Source organism: Streptomyces sp. NPDC028722, from assembly GCF_040637655.1.
In the GTDB taxonomy this organism is placed as follows: domain Bacteria; phylum Actinomycetota; class Actinomycetes; order Streptomycetales; family Streptomycetaceae; genus Streptomyces.
In genome coordinates this window covers 79,461-94,701 of sequence record NZ_JBEZWU010000021.1, presented here as the reverse complement: position 1 = coordinate 94,701, position 15,241 = coordinate 79,461, and the positions used below count along the sequence as shown (strand labels likewise).

Genomic DNA, 15,241 nt, shown 5'->3' with positions numbered 1-15,241 from the left:
GGACGACGGCCGGTCGCGATGTGCGGCAATCCTGGAATTGATATCACCGGATCGCACCGGCGCACGGCCCGCGTCCGCACGCGCGCCCCCCTCAGTCCTCGTGCCCGAGCTGGAGGTCCCGTTCGGTGCGTCCGCCGCCCGCGACCTGCAACACCGTGGCGACCGGCGGGTATCCGGCGGCGATGACGGTGTACTCGCCGGAGGAGAGGTCCACGAACCGGAAGGTTCCGTCGGCTCCGGTGGTGAGGGTGTCGACGACGTTCCCGGCGGCGTCGAGCAGCGTCACGCGTGCGTCCTCCACGGCCCGGCCGCCACTGGCGCGCACGGTGCCCTTCAGCACGGCGCCACCCGCGAGTTCGATGTCCTGCCGGGTCTCGCGGGAGGCCTGCACGGTGACCGGGAGGGCGGCGGGCCGGAAGACGGGGGCGCTGGCGGCGAGGGTGTACTCCCCGGCGACCAGCTCCGTGATCACGTAGCCGCCCTCGCGTCCGCTGCGGGTCGCGGCGACGACCTCGCCGTGCACGTTGGTCAGGGTGACGGTGGCGTCGCGGACGGGGGTGCCGTCGGCGGTCAGCACGCTGCCGGCGAGGCGTCCCGCGCCGCCGAGGACGACGTCGAGTTCGACGGGGCGTTCGCCGACGGTGACGGAGACGGCCTGCGGCTGGTGGCCGCCGGCGGCGGCGATCAGCACGTACGACCCGGAGCCGGGCGTGCCGAGGGCGTACCGCCCGTCGTCGCCGCTGGCGCCCCGCCCGATCTGCCGGCCGGCGACGTCGATGAGGGTGAGGGCGGCACGGGGCACCACGGTGCCGTCGGGGTGCTGCACGGTGCCGCAGACCGGGATGCCGGCGGTGTACGGCGTGCGGGAGGAGGCGGGGGTCCCCGCGCCGGGCGGCTGGTGCCTGGCCTGCGGGACGGGGGCGGTCACGGACCCGGGGTCCGTTCCGGCGGCGTTGTGGGACACCAGTGGTTTCTCCTTGAGGAAGAAGGCGATCAGCAGGCCGAGGACGAGCACCGGCACGAGGTAGAGGAAGATCCGCGGCATCGCGTCGGCGTAGGCGCGGATGTAGGCGTCGCGCAGCGCCGGGGGCAGCGCGTGGACGAGCTGCGGGGTGAGGGAGTCGGCGTCGGGCAGCCCGGTGCCCGCGTGCGGGGGCAGCTGGGCGCGCAGGGCGTCGGTGAGCCGGCCGGCGAAGAGGGTGCCGAAGACGGCGGCGCCGACGCTGCCGCCGATCTGCCGGAAGTAGTTGTTGGCGCTGGTGGCGGTGCCGAGGTCGGCGGGGCGTACGGAGTTCTGCACGGCGAGGACGAGAACGGGCATCACCAGGCCGATGCCGGTGCCGAGGACGGCCATCCAGATGCTGTAGTGCAGCCGGGGCGTGTCGGTCTCCAGCCGGGACAGCAGCCACATGCCGACGGCGGAGACGGCGCTGCCCAGCACGGGGAAGATCCGGTACCGGCCGGTGTGGCTGATGAGCTGTCCGCCGATGACGGAGGCGCCGACGATGCCGGCCATCATGGGCAGCATCAGCAGCCCCGACTCGGTGGCACTGGCCCCGTCGACCATCTGGAGGAAGGTCGGCAGATAGCTGGCCGCGCCGAACAGGGCGACGCCGATCACCAGGCCGACCAGGCCGCTGGTGACGAAGACGGAGTCGCGGAACAGCCGCAGCGGGATGAGGGGTTCGGCGGCGAAGTGCTCGGCGACGAGGAAGAGGGCGGTGGCGGCGAGGGCGCCGGCGCCGAGGCCGAGGATCTGCCGTGAGTCCCAGGCGTACTCGGTGCCGCCCCAGCTGGTGAGCAGGACCAGGCAGGTGGACGCGGTGGCGAGCAGCACGGCGCCGGGCAGGTCGAGGCGGGCGCGGACCCGCGGCCGGGGGAGCCGGAGGACCGCGGTGACGACGGCCAGGGTGACCAGGCCGAAGGGGACGTTGACGTAGAAGCACCAGCGCCAGGAGAGGTGGTCGGTGAAGTAGCCGCCGAGCAGCGGGCCGGCGACGGAGGCGAGGCCGAAGACGGCGCCGATCAGGCCCATGTACCGGCCGCGTTCCCGGGGCGGCACGATGTCGGCGATGATCGCCTGCACGCCGATCATGAGCCCGCCGGCGCCGACGCCCTGGAGTGCGCGGTAGGCGATGAGCTGGTCCATGGTCCCGGCCCGGCCGGCGAGGGCGGAGCCGAGGACGAAGACGGCGATGGCGAACTGGAAGACGCTCTTGCGGCCGACCAGGTCGCCGAGTTTGCCGTAGAGGGGCAGGCCGATGGTGGAGGTGAGCAGGTAGGCGGTGATGGCCCAGGACATCCGGTCCAGGCCGTGCAGTTCGCCGACGATCTTCGGCAGCGCGGTGGCGACGATCATCTGGTCCAGCGCGGCCAGCAGCAGGGCCAGCATCAGCCCCAGGAAGACCAGGCGGACCCGGCGGGGGGCGAGTGCGGCGGGGGGCGGTGGCGGGGCGGCGCTCTCCTCGCCGGCGGCGCTCTCCTCGCCGGCAGCCGGTGCCGCGACCGGCTCGTGCTGCACCAGTGTCGTCCCGCCCACGTACCGCTCCCCTCGTCACGCCTGTCGCATTTCCCGCGTGAGGCGACAACTGCGAACAACTGCGGCGAGTTACGGCACCAACCGGGACCGGGGGGAGATCCACCCGAACCGGTGAAGGGGGTCAACACCCCTTCACCGTCCGGGCCTTGAGGCTACTTCTCGACCTCGGCGGCGAGGTTGGCGAGCAGGGCGTCGTAGATCCGGCCGAGGCCCTTGGGTGCGAAGGTGCGCTCGAAGAAGCCGCCGACTCCGCCGGCGCCCTGCCAGGTGGTGGTGACGACGACCCGGGAGCCGCCCTCGCCTGCCGGGGTGACGCGCCAGGTGGTGACCATGGAGGAGTTGCGGTCCTTCTCGACCAGCTCACCGTCGGTGGGCTCGGTCACGTCCAGGAGGCAGTCGCGCACGCGCTTGCTGGTGGCCTGGAGCTTCCAGTGGACGACGGTGCCCTCGCCGTCGCCTCCCTCGCGCACCTCGTACTCGCTGAAGTGCTCGGGCAGCAGCTTCTGCCGCGTACCGCGGTAGTCGGCGAGGGCGTCGAACACCTTCTCCGCGTCCGCCGCGACGACCCGCTCCGTAGTGGCCTCGACCTGCGCCATTGCTTCCTCCAGGACCTGGTTGCTCGGGGGTGGGGGCAAGCCAACCACCCCGGTACCCGGCCACCCAAATCGGGGTACGCACGATCATGGGAACAGATGTTCTATTGTGTGGCCAGTGCTACCGAGGAGGCGTCATGCGCTGGGAGAACCTCACCGTGGAGTCCGGCCCGCCCGAAGAGCCCGCCGAGCACGGCCGGGCCGCCGACGCGGCACTGTTCGGCGCGGACTCCGTCACGACGCGTACGTTCGACACGCCCGAGTTCCACGGGATCACCTTCCACGAGGTCCGGGCGCGCTCGGTGCTGAACCGGGTGCCGGGCGCCTCGCGCATGCCGTTCGAGTGGACGGTGAACCCCTACCGGGGCTGCACGCACGCGTGCGTCTACTGCTTCGCCCGCCGGACGCACGGCTATCTGGACCTGGACACCGGCATCGGCTTCGACACCCAGATCGTCGTCAAGGTCAACGCGCCCGAGGTGCTGCGCCGCCAGCTCGCCTCCCGCCGCTGGCAGGGCGACCACGTCGCGATGGGCACGAACGTCGACTGCTACCAGCGCGCCGAGGGCCGCTACCGGCTGATGCCGGGCATCATCTCCGCCCTCACCGACCACGCGAACCCGTTCTCCGTCCTCACCAAGGGCACCCTGATCCTGCGCGACCTGGACCTGCTGGTCCGGGCGGCCCAGGTGACGGACGTGGGCATCTCGGTCTCCGTCGGCTTCCTGGACACCGAGCTGTGGCGCACGGTGGAGCCGGGCACGCCCGCGCCCGAACGCCGGCTGGACGTCGTACGGACCCTCGGGGAGCACGGCATCGGCTGCGGCGTGCTGATGGCGCCGGTGATCCCGTTCCTGAGCGACACCCCGGCCCAGCTGCGGGAGACCGTACGGGCGATCGCGGCGGCCGGGGCCACCTCGGTCACGCCCCTGGTGCTGCATCTGCGCCCGGGCGCCCGGGAGTGGTTCGCGGCCTGGCTCGGCCGGCACCATCCGCACCTGGTGGGTCGGTACGAGCGGCTGTACGCCGAAGGGGCCTACGCGCCCCGCTGGTACCAGCGCCGGATCACCCGTCAGGTGCACGAGCTGGCCGAGGAGTACGGCATCGGGCCCACGCGCGCGGGGCAGGTCCGCCGGATCCGCCCGGCGCCCGCACCGCCCCCGGCCGGCCCGGAACCCACCCAGCTCACCCTCATGTGAGCACGTCCGGGGGCGTCAGGGGGATCTCCCGGCCCAATCGGGTCAAGTATCGCCGGAACACGTTCCCGGGGGGCCCGGCGCCGGGACGATGCGGCCAGAACCGTGAGCCTCGCGGTTCGCCGTCACCTCCGTCCCGGGAGGACCCGCATGAGACACCGCGCAGCCGTGCTGTGCGCAGCCGCCGCCATGGTGGCGGGCTCGGTCACCGCCGTTCCCGTCCGGGCGGCCACCACCGCCCCCGTGCCGGAGCTCTCCTGGCACACGTGCGGCACCCGCGACCACCCGAGGCTCCAGTGCGCGTCCCTGAAGGTACCCCTGGACCACGCGGACCCGTCGGGCCGGCAGCTCACCCTCGCCCTGTCCCGCGTCCCGCACACCGCGCGGACCTCCCAGGGCCCCCTGCTGGTCAATCCCGGCGGCCCCGGCGGCAGCGGTCTGACGCTCGCCGGCTTCGTCGCCTCGGCCCTGCCGCGGAGCGTGGCGTCCCGGTACGACGTCATCGGGTTCGACCCGCGCGGGGTCGGCGCCGGCGACCCGGCCCTGACCTGTGCGCCCGGCCACTTCCGGGCGGTGCGCCCGGACACCGTGCCGGCCACGCCCGCGCTGGAACGGGCCGGCCTGGAGCGGGCGCGGTCCTTCGCCGCCGCCTGCGGCCGTGAGTACGCCGGCGTGCTGCCGTACATCGACACCGTGAACAGCGTCCGGGACCTGGACTCCGTCCGGCAGGCCCTGGGCGCGCCGAGGATCAGCTACTTCGGCTACTCGTACGGCACCTACCTCGGCGCGGTCTACGCGAAGCTCTACCCGCGGCGGGTCCACCGGCTGGTGCTGGACTCGGTCGTCGACCCGGCCGGCGTCTGGTACGAGGACAACCTCGGGCAGGACTACGCCTTCGACGGGCGCCACCGCGCGCTCATGGCCTGGATCGCCCGGCACGACGCCGCGTACGGGCTCGGCCGGGACCCCGCCGGGATCGAGGCCGAGTGGTACGCGATGCGGGCCGCGCTGGCGCGGACACCGGCCGGCGGCAAGGTCGGCGCCGCCGAACTGGAGGACACCTTCGTCCCCGGCGGCTACTACGACGGGTACTGGCCCTATCTGGCCGAGGCGTTCGCGGCTACGTCCATCACAAGGACACCGGGCCGCTGGTGGAGGCGTACGAACACTTCGCCGCCGTGGACGCCTCCGGTGACAACGGCTACAGCGTCTACACGTCCGTGCAGTGCCGGGACGCCCCCTGGCCGCGCTCCTGGAACCGGTGGCGCGCCGACACCTGGAGGGTGTACGCGAAGGCGCCCTTCATGGCCTGGAACAACGCCTGGTACAACGCGCCCTGTGCGTTCTGGCCGGTTGCGGCGCGGCAGCCGGTGGACATCAGCAACGGCGAGCTGCCGCCCGCGCTGCTGTTCCAGGCGACCGACGACGCGGCCACCCCGTACTCCGGCGGTGTCACGGTGCACCGGCTGCTGGCCGGCTCCGGCCTGGTGGTCGAGGAGGGCGGCGGCAACCACGGCGTCACGCTGAGCGGCAACGCCTGCCTGGACGGGTACCTGGCCGCGTATCTCGCCGACGGCACGGTGCCGCGCGGCGGCGGGCCGGCCGACGCGGTCTGCGCGAAGTCGCCGGACCCGGAACCGCTCGCCCCGAAGGCGGCGTCGACGCCGTCCCGCGGCGCGGCCCTGCACGGCCTGCTGGGCTTCCGCCGCTAGCGACCGCCGGGCCTCGTCGGGGTGACGGCGGCGTGAGGGGTCACCATGAGGACATGACCGAACCGACCCTTACCGCCGCCCCCGACGGGGCCGCCGAGCCGCTCACGAGCGCCCTGACGGTCCGCGAGATGGCCCTCGCCGACTGCGGCCGCGTCTCCGAGATCCGCGTACGCGGCTGGCAGCACTCCTACCGGGGGCTCCTGCCGGACTCGTACCTCGACGGTCTGGACGTCGCGGCCGACGCCGAGCGGCGCCGGGCCCGGTTCGCCGAGGGGGACGGCTCCGTGGTGAACCTGGTCGCCGAGCGGGACGGCCGGGTGCTGGGGTGGGCGGCGCACGGGCCGTACCGGGACGGCGACGCGCCCGCCCGGGACGCCGAGCTGTACGCGCTCTACGTGGATCCGGCGCACCTCGGCGGCGGGATCGGCCGGGCCCTGCTGGCCGCGTCGGTCGAGCGGTGCCGGGCGTATCCGCGCATGCTCCTGTGGGTGCTCCGGCACAACACCTCGGCCCGCCGCTTCTACGAGCGCGCCGGGTTCCGGCCCGACGGGGCCGAGGAGCCGTTCGAGGTGGACGGCACCGCCGTGCCCGAGGTGCGGTACGCGGCCACCCTGGGCGGCTGACCGGGCGTCACCCCGGTCATCTGCGCTGCTGTTCGGGAATCCTGGCCAGCGCGCGCACCGCCGCCTCGGCGAGCGCCGGATGGGCCAGGGCCTCGGTCAGCACCCGGCGGGCGCGGGCGTCGCCGAGCGTGCCCAGGCCCTCCACACAGGCGAGGGCGACCTTGCGGTAGGGGTCGTGCGGGCGCAGCCGCCGCTCCAGGGTGGTGATCAGCGCGGGCACGGACTCCGGGGCGCGCAGGTCGGCCAGGAGTCGTACCGGGTGCAGGGCGTAGGCGACGCGCAGTTCGTTGGTGGCGAGGGCGGCGGCGGCCCGGGCGGTGCGCGGGTCACCGAGCCGGGCGAGGGCGTGGGCGGCGGAGGCGCAGCGCGGCGGGTCGCGGTGGTTGAGGAGCAGCACGAGGGACTCGAAGGCGCGCCGGTCGCCGGCGAGGCCGAGGCGGAAGGCGGCCAGTTCCCTGGCCCACAGGGGCTGTCCGGGCGCGGTGAGCACCTCGGCCAGTTCGGCGTGGTCCCGCGTGGCCCGCAGGCGGTCGAACGCCGGCGTGCCGCCCGACTCGTACCGTAAGCGCTGGGTGAGCGATCGCAACTCTTCGTCCACGAGGTCCAGCGTAGGCGGGTCGTGGCGGTGGGGGGAGGTACATCACACGGTCGGTTTCTCCCCGGGGGCTGGCGCGCTCGTTACCCGCCGGTTAAGCTCATACGAGCGAGTAACCCTCTCGCTTATCCGCCGACGACGGTCTGGTGACGCGGCCGTCGACGGTGTCGGTTCGGTACGCCATGTGTACCGCAGTACGACACGGCTCCGGGACAGGGCCGGTCGACGTTCCGCCGCTCCGGGCGTGTGCACGCCCGCGGCACCGGCAGCACCGGGCGTGTGCGCTCGCAGCCCGGAAACACCCGCACTCCTCTTCGCACCGCGGTGCGCCCTTCCGGCGCACCCGGCGCGCTCCTCGTCGTCACCCCTCATTCCTGGAGTCCCGCGATGGCCACTCCCCTGTCCCCCCAGCCCGGCACCCCCATGTCCCCGTTCCGGACGGTCGCCGTCGTCGGCCTCGGCACCATGGGCACCGGCATCGCCGAGGTCCTCGCCAAGGCCGGCCGCGAGGTGATCGGCATCGACATCAGCGAGGCCCGGACCGCCCGGGCCCTGGCCGCCCTGGAGGCCGCCACCGACCGGGCCGTGGCCCGCGGCCGGCTCACCGCCCAGGAGCGCGCCGACGCCCTGGCCCGGGTGCGCACCGCCACCGACCTCGGCGCGGCGGCCGACGCCGACCTCGTCATCGAGGTGGCCCCGGAGTCGTACGAGATCAAGCAGCAGATCTTCGGCGAACTGGACGGCATCGTCCGCCCGGAGACGATCATCGCGACCGGGACGAACGCGCTGTCCGTGACCCGGCTGGCCGCCGGCTCCGCCCGCCCGGAGCGCGTGCTCGGCTTGCACTTCTTCAACCCGGCCCCGGCGATGCGGCTGGTGGAGGTCGTCTCCTCGGTGCTCACCGCGCCGCAGGCCGTCGCCGCCGTCACCGACTTCGCGATCGAGCTGGGCAAGGAGCCGGTCGCGGTCGGCGACCGCCCCGGTTTCGTCGCGGACGGGCTGCTCTTCGGCTACCTCAACCAGGCCGCCGCGATGTACGAGGCGAAGTACGCCTCCCGTGAGGACATCGACGCCGCCATGCGGCTGGGCTGCGGCCTGCCGATGGGACCCCTCGCACTGCTGGACCTGATCGGCGTCGACACCGCGCGGACGGTCCTGGAAGCCATGTACGCCGAGTCCCGGGACCGGCTGCACGCCCCCGCTCCCATCCTCAAGCAGCTCAGCGAGGCGGGTCTGACCGGCCGCAAGTCCGGGCGCGGGTTCTACACCTACGAGGCGCCGGGCAGCGCGACGGTGGTGCCGGACGCGACGAGCCCGGCCGGCGACGGCGCGCCCGCCGCGGGCCGTACGGTCCGCTCCGTCGGTGTCGCGGGCTCCGGCACCATGGCGTCCGGCATCGCCGAGGTGTTCGCCAAGGCGGGTTACGACGTCGTCCTGGCCGCCCGCAGCGAGGAGAAGGCCCAGACCGCCAAGGCGCGGATCGGCAAGTCGCTGGCCCGCTCCGTCGACAAGGGCCGGCTGACCGCGGAGGCCGCCGCGCAGGTCCTGGACCGGATCACCCCGGCGGGCTCCTACGACGCCTTCGCCGACGTCGACCTGGCCGTCGAGGCGGTCGCGGAGGACCTGGAGGTCAAGCGGCAGCTGTTCGGGACGCTGGACAAGGTGTGCAAGCCGGGCGCGGTCCTGGCCACCACCACCTCCTCGCTGCCCGTCGTCGCCTGCGCCCGCGCCACCTCGCGCCCGCAGGACGTGATCGGCATGCACTTCTTCAACCCGGCGCCGGCCATGAAGCTGGTCGAGGTCGTGCGGACGGTGCTGACCGCGGACGACGTGCACGCGACGGTGCGCGAGGTGTGCGGCCGGATCAGGAAGCACGCGGTCGACTGCACGGACCGGGCGGGCTTCATCGTGAACGCGCTGCTGTTCCCGTACCTCAACAACGCGATCAAGATGGTGGAGGAGCACTACGCGACGCTCGACGACATCGACGCGGCGATGAAGCTCGGCGGCGGCTATCCGATGGGCCCGTTCGAACTGCTCGACGTGGTGGGCCTGGACGTCTCGCTGGCCATCGAGAAGGTGCTGCACCGCGAGTTCCGCGACCCCGGTCTCGCCCCGGCCCCGCTGCTGGAGCACCTGGTGGCCGCGGGCTGCCTCGGCCGCAAGACGGGCCGCGGCTTCCGCGAGTATGCCCGGCGCTGACGGCGCCGGCGAGCGGGCCCGCGCGGACACGGACTGGGGCGGGCTGCTGGATCCCGGCGCGTTCGCGCCGCCCGCGCGGCGCCGGGTCCCCCCGCCCTCCCGGACCGGCGTTCCCCCGGCCCCCCAGGGCGGGGGAACGCCCGCACCTGCGCACCGGACCTCGCCCATGCAGTACGTTCGGGTCATGTCGCAGTCCGCCAGGTCCTCCCGTACACCCGCCGCACCCGACGCGCCGGAGAGCGCCGCGGGCAGCCGCGCCGCCGCCCAGCGGCTCAAGATGCGCCGCGAACTGGCGGCGGCGGCCATGGAGCTGTTCGCGACCAAGGGGTACGAGGCGACCACCGTCGACGAGATCGCGGCCGCCGCCGGGGTCGCCCGCCGCACCTTCTTCCGCCACTTCCGTTCCAAGGAAGAGGCGATCTTCCCGGACCACGACGACACCCTGGTCCGCGCGGAGGCGGTGCTGAACGCCGCCCCCGCGCACGAGCACCCGCTCGACACCGTGTGCCGCGGCATCAAGGAAGTCATGAAGATGTACGCGGCGCGGCCGGAGATCTCGGTCGCCCGCTACAAGCTCACCCGCGAGGTGCCCACCCTGCGCGAGGCCGAGATCGCCTCCGTGGCCCGTTACGAGCGGCTGTTCACCCGCTATCTGCTGGGCCACTTCGACGAGCACGCGCACGCCGACGACGCCAACGACGACCCGCTGCTGGCGGAGGTCGCCGCCTCCGCCGTGGTCACCGCCCACAACCACGTGCTCAGGCGCTGGCTGCGGGCGGGCGGCCAGGGCGACGTGGAGGCGCAGCTGGACCACGCGTTCGCGATCGTGCGCAAGACCTTCGGCAGCGGTATCGGAGCCGGCCGCGGCCCCGCCGGGCAGGCCGCACAGGGGGCTCCCGCCGCCCCGGCGGCGGTCTCCGCGCACGGTGAGGTCCTGGTGACGGTCGCCCGCACCGACGCCTCCCTGGACGAGGTCATGCGGACTATCGAGGAGGCGCTGAAAGAGCGCTGACGGCACGCACGAGCTGTGAGGACGGCCACCCTTCGGGGTGGCCGTTTTGGCATGTCAGGGGCCGTTTTCGGGGAGACTTCAGGGGCCGTTCGATCGATCATCGCTCATTTGTTACGTAAAGATTTCATCTGAGAGCCAAGTTCTGGCACTCAGTGCCTTGCCGCCTGACACGCGGTGTCATACGTTGAAGAGGTCCGGGCGGCCGGCGAGCAGCGACCAGACGCTCGCCGGCTGTCCCCGCAAGCCCCCTGGCCTGCGCGCCCGGACGCCTGCGTCACAGGCAACCTCCCGCGCCACAACGCGCTGCCGAAGCACCACCGAGCCGAACCGACGGCACACCCGACAACCCTCAGCAGCACTCCTCGTAGCAACACCGACGAATCCCCAGCGCCCCTCCCTCAGGGCGCTCACCGCCGGAGGCAATACCGTGACCGTGAAGGACATCCTGGACGCGATCCAGTCGCAGGACGCCACGTCCGCCGACTTCGCCGCTCTGCCGATCCCCGAGTCGTACCGCGCGATCACCGTGCACAAGGACGAGACGGAGATGTTCGCGGGCCTCGAGACCCGCGACAAGGACCCGCGCAAGTCGATCCACCTCGACGAGGTTCCCGTGCCCGAACTGGGGCCCGGGGAGGCCCTGGTGGCCGTCATGGCCTCCTCGGTGAACTACAACTCGGTGTGGACCTCGATCTTCGAGCCGCTCTCGACGTTCGGCTTCCTGGAGCGCTACGGCAAGGTCAGCGAGCTGACCCGCCGCCATGACCTGCCGTACCACATCATCGGCTCCGACCTGGCGGGCGTCGTGCTGCGCACCGGCCCGGGCGTGAACGCCTGGAAGCCCGGCGACGAGGTCGTCGCGCACTGCCTCTCGGTCGAGCTGGAGTCCTCCGACGGCCACAACGACACGATGCTCGACCCCGAGCAGCGCATCTGGGGCTTCGAGACCAACTTCGGCGGTCTCGCCGAGGTCGCGCTGGTCAAGTCCAACCAGCTGATGCCCAAGCCGGACCACCTCAGCTGGGAGGAGGCCGCGGCCCCGGGCCTGGTCAACTCCACCGCCTACCGCCAGCTGGTCTCCCGCAACGGCGCGGCGATGAAGCAGGGCGACAACGTGCTGATCTGGGGCGCGAGCGGTGGCCTCGGCTCCTACGCCACGCAGTTCGCGCTGGCCGGCGGCGCCAACCCGATCTGCGTCGTCTCCAGCGACCAGAAGGCGGACATCTGCCGCTCGATGGGCGCCGAGGCGATCATCGACCGCAACGCCGAGGGCTACAAGTTCTGGAAGGACGAGAACACCCAGGACCCCAAGGAGTGGAAGCGCTTCGGCAAGCGCATCCGCGAACTCACCGGCGGCGAGGACATCGACATCGTCTTCGAGCACCCCGGCCGCGAGACCTTCGGCGCGAGCGTCTACGTCACCCGCAAGGGCGGCACCATCACCACCTGCGCCTCGACCTCGGGCTACATGCACCAGTACGACAACCGCTACCTGTGGATGTCGCTCAAGCGGATCATCGGCTCGCACTTCGCCAACTACCGCGAGGCCTGGGAGGCCAACCGCCTCATCGCCAAGGGCAAGATCCACCCGACCCTGTCGAAGGTCTACTCCCTCGAGGACACCGGCCAGGCGGCGTACGACGTCCACCGCAACCTGCACCAGGGCAAGGTCGGCGTGCTCTGCCTCGCCCCCGAGGAAGGCCTCGGCGTGCGCGACGAGGAGATGCGCGCCCGGCACATCGACGCCATCAACCGCTTCCGGAACATCTGAGGGCCTTAGATGACAGAGCGTCAGAAGGACCGTCCGTGGCTGATGCGGACGTACGCCGGCCACTCGACGGCCGAGGCGTCCAACGAGCTGTACCGGCGCAACCTCGCCAAGGGCCAGACCGGTCTGTCGGTGGCGTTCGACCTGCCGACCCAGACCGGCTACGACTCCGACCACATCCTCGCCCGCGGCGAGGTCGGCCGGGTGGGCGTGCCCGTCGCGCACCTCGGTGACATGCGCCGGCTGTTCCAGGACATCCCCCTGGAGCAGATGAACACCTCGATGACGATCAATGCCACGGCCATGTGGCTGCTGGCGCTCTACCAGGTCGTCGCCGAGGAGCAGGGCGCGGACATCACCGAGCTCCAGGGCACGACGCAGAACGACATCGTCAAGGAGTACCTGTCCCGGGGCACCCATGTGTTCCCGCCGGGACCGTCGCTCCGCCTGACGACGGACATGATCGCGTACACGGTCTCCCACATGCCCAAGTGGAACCCGATCAACATCTGTAGCTACCACCTCCAGGAGGCCGGGGCAACGCCGGTGCAGGAGATCGCGTACGCGATCTCCACGGCGATCGCCGTCCTGGACGCCGTCCGCGACTCCGGCCAGGTGCCCCGGGAGCGCATGGGCGACGTGGTGGCCCGCATCTCCTTCTTCGTGAACGCGGGCGTCCGCTTCGTCGAGGAGATGTGCAAGATGCGGGCGTTCGGCCGCATCTGGGACAAGGTCACGCGCGAGCGCTACGGCATCGAGAACGCCAAGCAGCGCCGGTTCCGGTACGGCGTCCAGGTCAACTCGCTCGGCCTGACCGAGGCGCAGCCGGAGAACAACGTCCAGCGGATCGTGCTGGAGATGCTGGCCGTGACCCTGTCCAAGGACGCACGCGCGCGTGCGGTGCAGCTGCCGGCCTGGAACGAGGCCCTCGGCCTGCCCCGCCCCTGGGACCAGCAGTGGTCGCTGCGCATCCAGCAGGTGCTCGCCTACGAGAGCGACCTGCTGGAGTACGAGGACATCTTCGAGGGCTCGAAGGTGATCGAGGCGAAGGTGGACCAGCTGGTCGGGGACACCCTCGCGGAGATCGACCGCATCCAGGAGATGGGCGGCGCGATGGCCGCCGTGGAGTCCGGCTACCTGAAGTCGCAGCTGGTCGCCTCGCACGCCGAACGCCGGGCACGGATCGAGTCCGGCCAGGAGAAGATCATCGGCGTCAACATCTTCGAGAGCACCGAGCCGAACCCGCTGACCGCCGACCTGGACACCGCCATCCAGACGGTCGACCCGGAGGTCGAGGCCCGCGTCGTGAAGTCCCTGCGGCACTGGCGCGACACCCGCTACCAGCCGCCCTTCAACCATCCGCGCCCCTGCAAGGCGCTGGAGCGGCTGAAGGAGGCCGCCAAGGGCACCGGCAACCTGATGGAGGCCACCCTGGAGTGCGCCCGCGCCGGAGTCACCACCGGCGAGTGGGCGGGCGCCCTGCGCGAGGTGTTCGGCGAGTACCGGGCGCCCACCGGGGTCTCCTCCGCGCCGGTGGCCGTCACCGCCGAGGCCGGCTCCGCGCTGGCCGGGGTCCGCGCCAAGGTGGACGCCACCGCCCGTGAGCTGGGCTCCGGCAAGCTGCGCTTCCTGGTCGGCAAGCCGGGCCTGGACGGGCACTCCAACGGGGCGGAGCAGATCGCCGTGCGCGCCCGTGACGCCGGGTTCGAGGTGGTCTACCAGGGCATCCGGCTCACCCCGGAGCAGATCGTCGACGCGGCCCTGGCGGAGGACGTCCACGCCGTGGGCCTGTCGATCCTCTCCGGCTCCCACGCCCAGCTGGTCCCGGACGTGCTCCAGCGGCTCCGTGTGGCGGGTGCCACAGATATACCCGTGATCGCGGGTGGCATCATCCCGAACGGTGACGCCGAACAGCTCAGGGCCGCCGGTGTGGCCGCGGTGTTCACCCCGAAGGACTTCGACATCACCGGGATCATCGGCCGCATCGTCGACGAGATCCGGAAAGCGAACAAGCTCGACCCCCTGGAGGTCCCCGCATGACGACTGTCAACCGCCTTCGCCCGCGGCGCTCCTGCCTGGCCGTGCCGGGCAGCAACCCGCGCTTCCTCGAGAAGGCGCAGGGCCTCCCGGCGGACCAGGTCTTCCTGGACCTGGAGGACGCGTGCGCGCCGCTGGCCAAGCCCGAGGCGCGGCACACCATCGTCAAGTTCCTCAACGAGGGCGACTGGACGGGCAAGACCCGGGTGGTCCGCGTCAACGACTGGACGACCGAGTGGACGTACCGCGACGTCGTCACCGTGGTCGAGGGCGCGGGCCCCAACCTCGACTGCATCATGCTGCCGAAGGTGCAGAACGCCCAGCAGGTCGTCGCGCTGGACCTGCTGCTGACGCAGATCGAGAAGACCATGGGCTTCGAGGTCGGGCGGATCGGCATCGAGGCGCAGATCGAGAACGCGCAGGGCCTGAACAACGTCAACGAGATCGCGCAGGCCTCCCCGCGCATCGAGACGATCATCTTCGGCCCGGCCGACTTCATGGCGTCGATCAACATGAAGACCCTCGTGGTGGGCGAGCAGCCGCCCGGCTACCCGGCGGACGCCTACCACTACATCCTGATGAAGATCCTGATGGCCGCCCGCGCCAACGACCTCCAGGCGATCGACGGCCCCTACCTCCAGATCCGCAACGTCGACGGCTTCCGCGAGGTCGCCGGCCGTGCCGCCGCGCTCGGGTTCGACGGCAAGTGGGTGCTGCACCCCGGCCAGGTGGACGCCGCCAACGAGGTCTTCTCGCCCTCCCAGGAGGACTATGACCACGCCGAGCTGATCCTGGACGCGTACGACTACTACACGTCCGAGGCGGGCGGCAAGAAGGGCTCGGCGATGCTCGGCGACGAGATGATCGACGAGGCCAGCCGCAAGATGGCCCTGGTCGTCTCCGGCAAGGGACGCGCCGCCGGCATGCAGCGCACCAGCAAGTTCGAGATCCCGGAGGGCTGAGC

General features: G+C 72.2%; 10 protein-coding genes and 1 pseudogene. 8 read left to right on the top strand and 3 right to left on the bottom strand.

Annotated elements, in window-relative coordinates; all coding sequences use genetic code 11:
- Positions 1 to 91: 91 nt before the first annotated feature.
- Both AB0F03_RS27635 and AB0F03_RS27630 read right to left on the bottom strand, forming a co-directional pair.
- A complete protein-coding gene (locus tag AB0F03_RS27635) occupies positions 92 to 2,539 on the bottom strand; it encodes a DHA2 family efflux MFS transporter permease subunit (protein WP_361996625.1) in 2,448 nt (815 codons plus the stop codon).
- A gap of 152 nt (positions 2,540 to 2,691) precedes the next feature.
- Positions 2,692 to 3,135, bottom strand: a complete 444-nt coding sequence (locus AB0F03_RS27630) for an SRPBCC family protein (RefSeq protein ID WP_356825129.1) — start codon at positions 3,133 to 3,135, stop codon at positions 2,692 to 2,694.
- Positions 3,136 to 3,269: 134 nt separating this feature from the next.
- Between AB0F03_RS27630 and AB0F03_RS27625 the strand changes: the two genes are divergently transcribed.
- The 3 genes and pseudogenes from AB0F03_RS27625 to AB0F03_RS27615 all read left to right on the top strand — a co-directional run bounded on the left by AB0F03_RS27625 (position 3,270) and on the right by AB0F03_RS27615 (position 6,663).
- The gene (locus AB0F03_RS27625) at positions 3,270 to 4,331 is read left to right on the top strand and encodes an Rv2578c family radical SAM protein (RefSeq protein ID WP_361996623.1); all 1,062 of its coding nucleotides are present in this window, start codon (positions 3,270 to 3,272) and stop codon (positions 4,329 to 4,331) included.
- 147 nt (positions 4,332 to 4,478) lie between these two features.
- Positions 4,479 to 6,040 (top strand): annotated as a pseudogene (locus AB0F03_RS27620) (alpha/beta hydrolase).
- A 53-nt stretch (positions 6,041 to 6,093) separates the two neighbouring features.
- Entirely contained in the window at positions 6,094 to 6,663 is a 570-nt protein-coding gene (locus AB0F03_RS27615; protein ID WP_361996621.1) for a GNAT family N-acetyltransferase, read from the top strand.
- Between the two features lie 16 nt (positions 6,664 to 6,679).
- On the opposite strand, the gene AB0F03_RS27610 is transcribed toward AB0F03_RS27615, so the two are convergent.
- Entirely contained in the window at positions 6,680 to 7,261 is a 582-nt protein-coding gene (locus AB0F03_RS27610; RefSeq protein WP_361996619.1) for an adenylosuccinate lyase, read from the bottom strand.
- Positions 7,262 to 7,645: 384 nt separating this feature from the next.
- Between AB0F03_RS27610 and AB0F03_RS27605 the strand changes: the two genes are divergently transcribed.
- From AB0F03_RS27605 to AB0F03_RS27585, 5 genes are all read left to right on the top strand, one after another.
- A complete protein-coding gene (locus AB0F03_RS27605) occupies positions 7,646 to 9,460 on the top strand; it encodes a 3-hydroxybutyryl-CoA dehydrogenase (protein ID WP_361996617.1) in 1,815 nt (604 codons plus the stop codon).
- A 184-nt stretch (positions 9,461 to 9,644) separates the two neighbouring features.
- Positions 9,645 to 10,472: a TetR family transcriptional regulator gene (locus AB0F03_RS27600; protein ID WP_361996615.1), complete on the top strand. Its 828-nt coding sequence runs from the start codon at positions 9,645 to 9,647 to the stop codon at positions 10,470 to 10,472.
- Between the two features lie 433 nt (positions 10,473 to 10,905).
- Positions 10,906 to 12,243, top strand: a complete 1,338-nt coding sequence (ccrA, locus tag AB0F03_RS27595; RefSeq protein WP_361996719.1) for a crotonyl-CoA carboxylase/reductase — start codon at positions 10,906 to 10,908, stop codon at positions 12,241 to 12,243.
- Positions 12,244 to 12,252: 9 nt separating this feature from the next.
- Complete coding sequence (locus AB0F03_RS27590; protein ID WP_361996613.1) at positions 12,253 to 14,280, top strand: protein meaA; 2,028 nt, start codon at positions 12,253 to 12,255, stop codon at positions 14,278 to 14,280.
- On the top strand, positions 14,277 to 15,239 hold the full coding sequence (locus AB0F03_RS27585; protein WP_361996611.1) for a CoA ester lyase: 963 nt from the start codon (positions 14,277 to 14,279) through the stop codon (positions 15,237 to 15,239). Before AB0F03_RS27590 ends, AB0F03_RS27585 begins: the two co-directional genes overlap by 4 nt.
- The last annotated feature ends 2 nt before the right edge of the window (positions 15,240 to 15,241 follow it).

What these genes read in the sequence shown, in the direction of transcription:
- AB0F03_RS27605 (WP_361996617.1), top strand. Translation starts at nt 7,646, where the DNA reads ATGGCCACTCCCCTGTCCCCCCAGCCCGGCACCCCCATGTCCCCGTTC.
- AB0F03_RS27590 (WP_361996613.1), top strand. Translation starts at nt 12,253, where the DNA reads ATGACAGAGCGTCAGAAGGACCGTCCGTGGCTGATGCGGACGTACGCC.
- AB0F03_RS27585 (WP_361996611.1), top strand. Translation starts at nt 14,277, where the DNA reads ATGACGACTGTCAACCGCCTTCGCCCGCGGCGCTCCTGCCTGGCCGTG.
- AB0F03_RS27615 (WP_361996621.1), top strand. Translation starts at nt 6,094, where the DNA reads ATGACCGAACCGACCCTTACCGCCGCCCCCGACGGGGCCGCCGAGCCG.
- AB0F03_RS27600 (WP_361996615.1), top strand. Translation starts at nt 9,645, where the DNA reads ATGTCGCAGTCCGCCAGGTCCTCCCGTACACCCGCCGCACCCGACGCG.
- AB0F03_RS27630 (WP_356825129.1), bottom strand. Translation starts at nt 3,135, where the DNA reads ATGGCGCAGGTCGAGGCCACTACGGAGCGGGTCGTCGCGGCGGACGCG.
- AB0F03_RS27625 (WP_361996623.1), top strand. Translation starts at nt 3,270, where the DNA reads ATGCGCTGGGAGAACCTCACCGTGGAGTCCGGCCCGCCCGAAGAGCCC.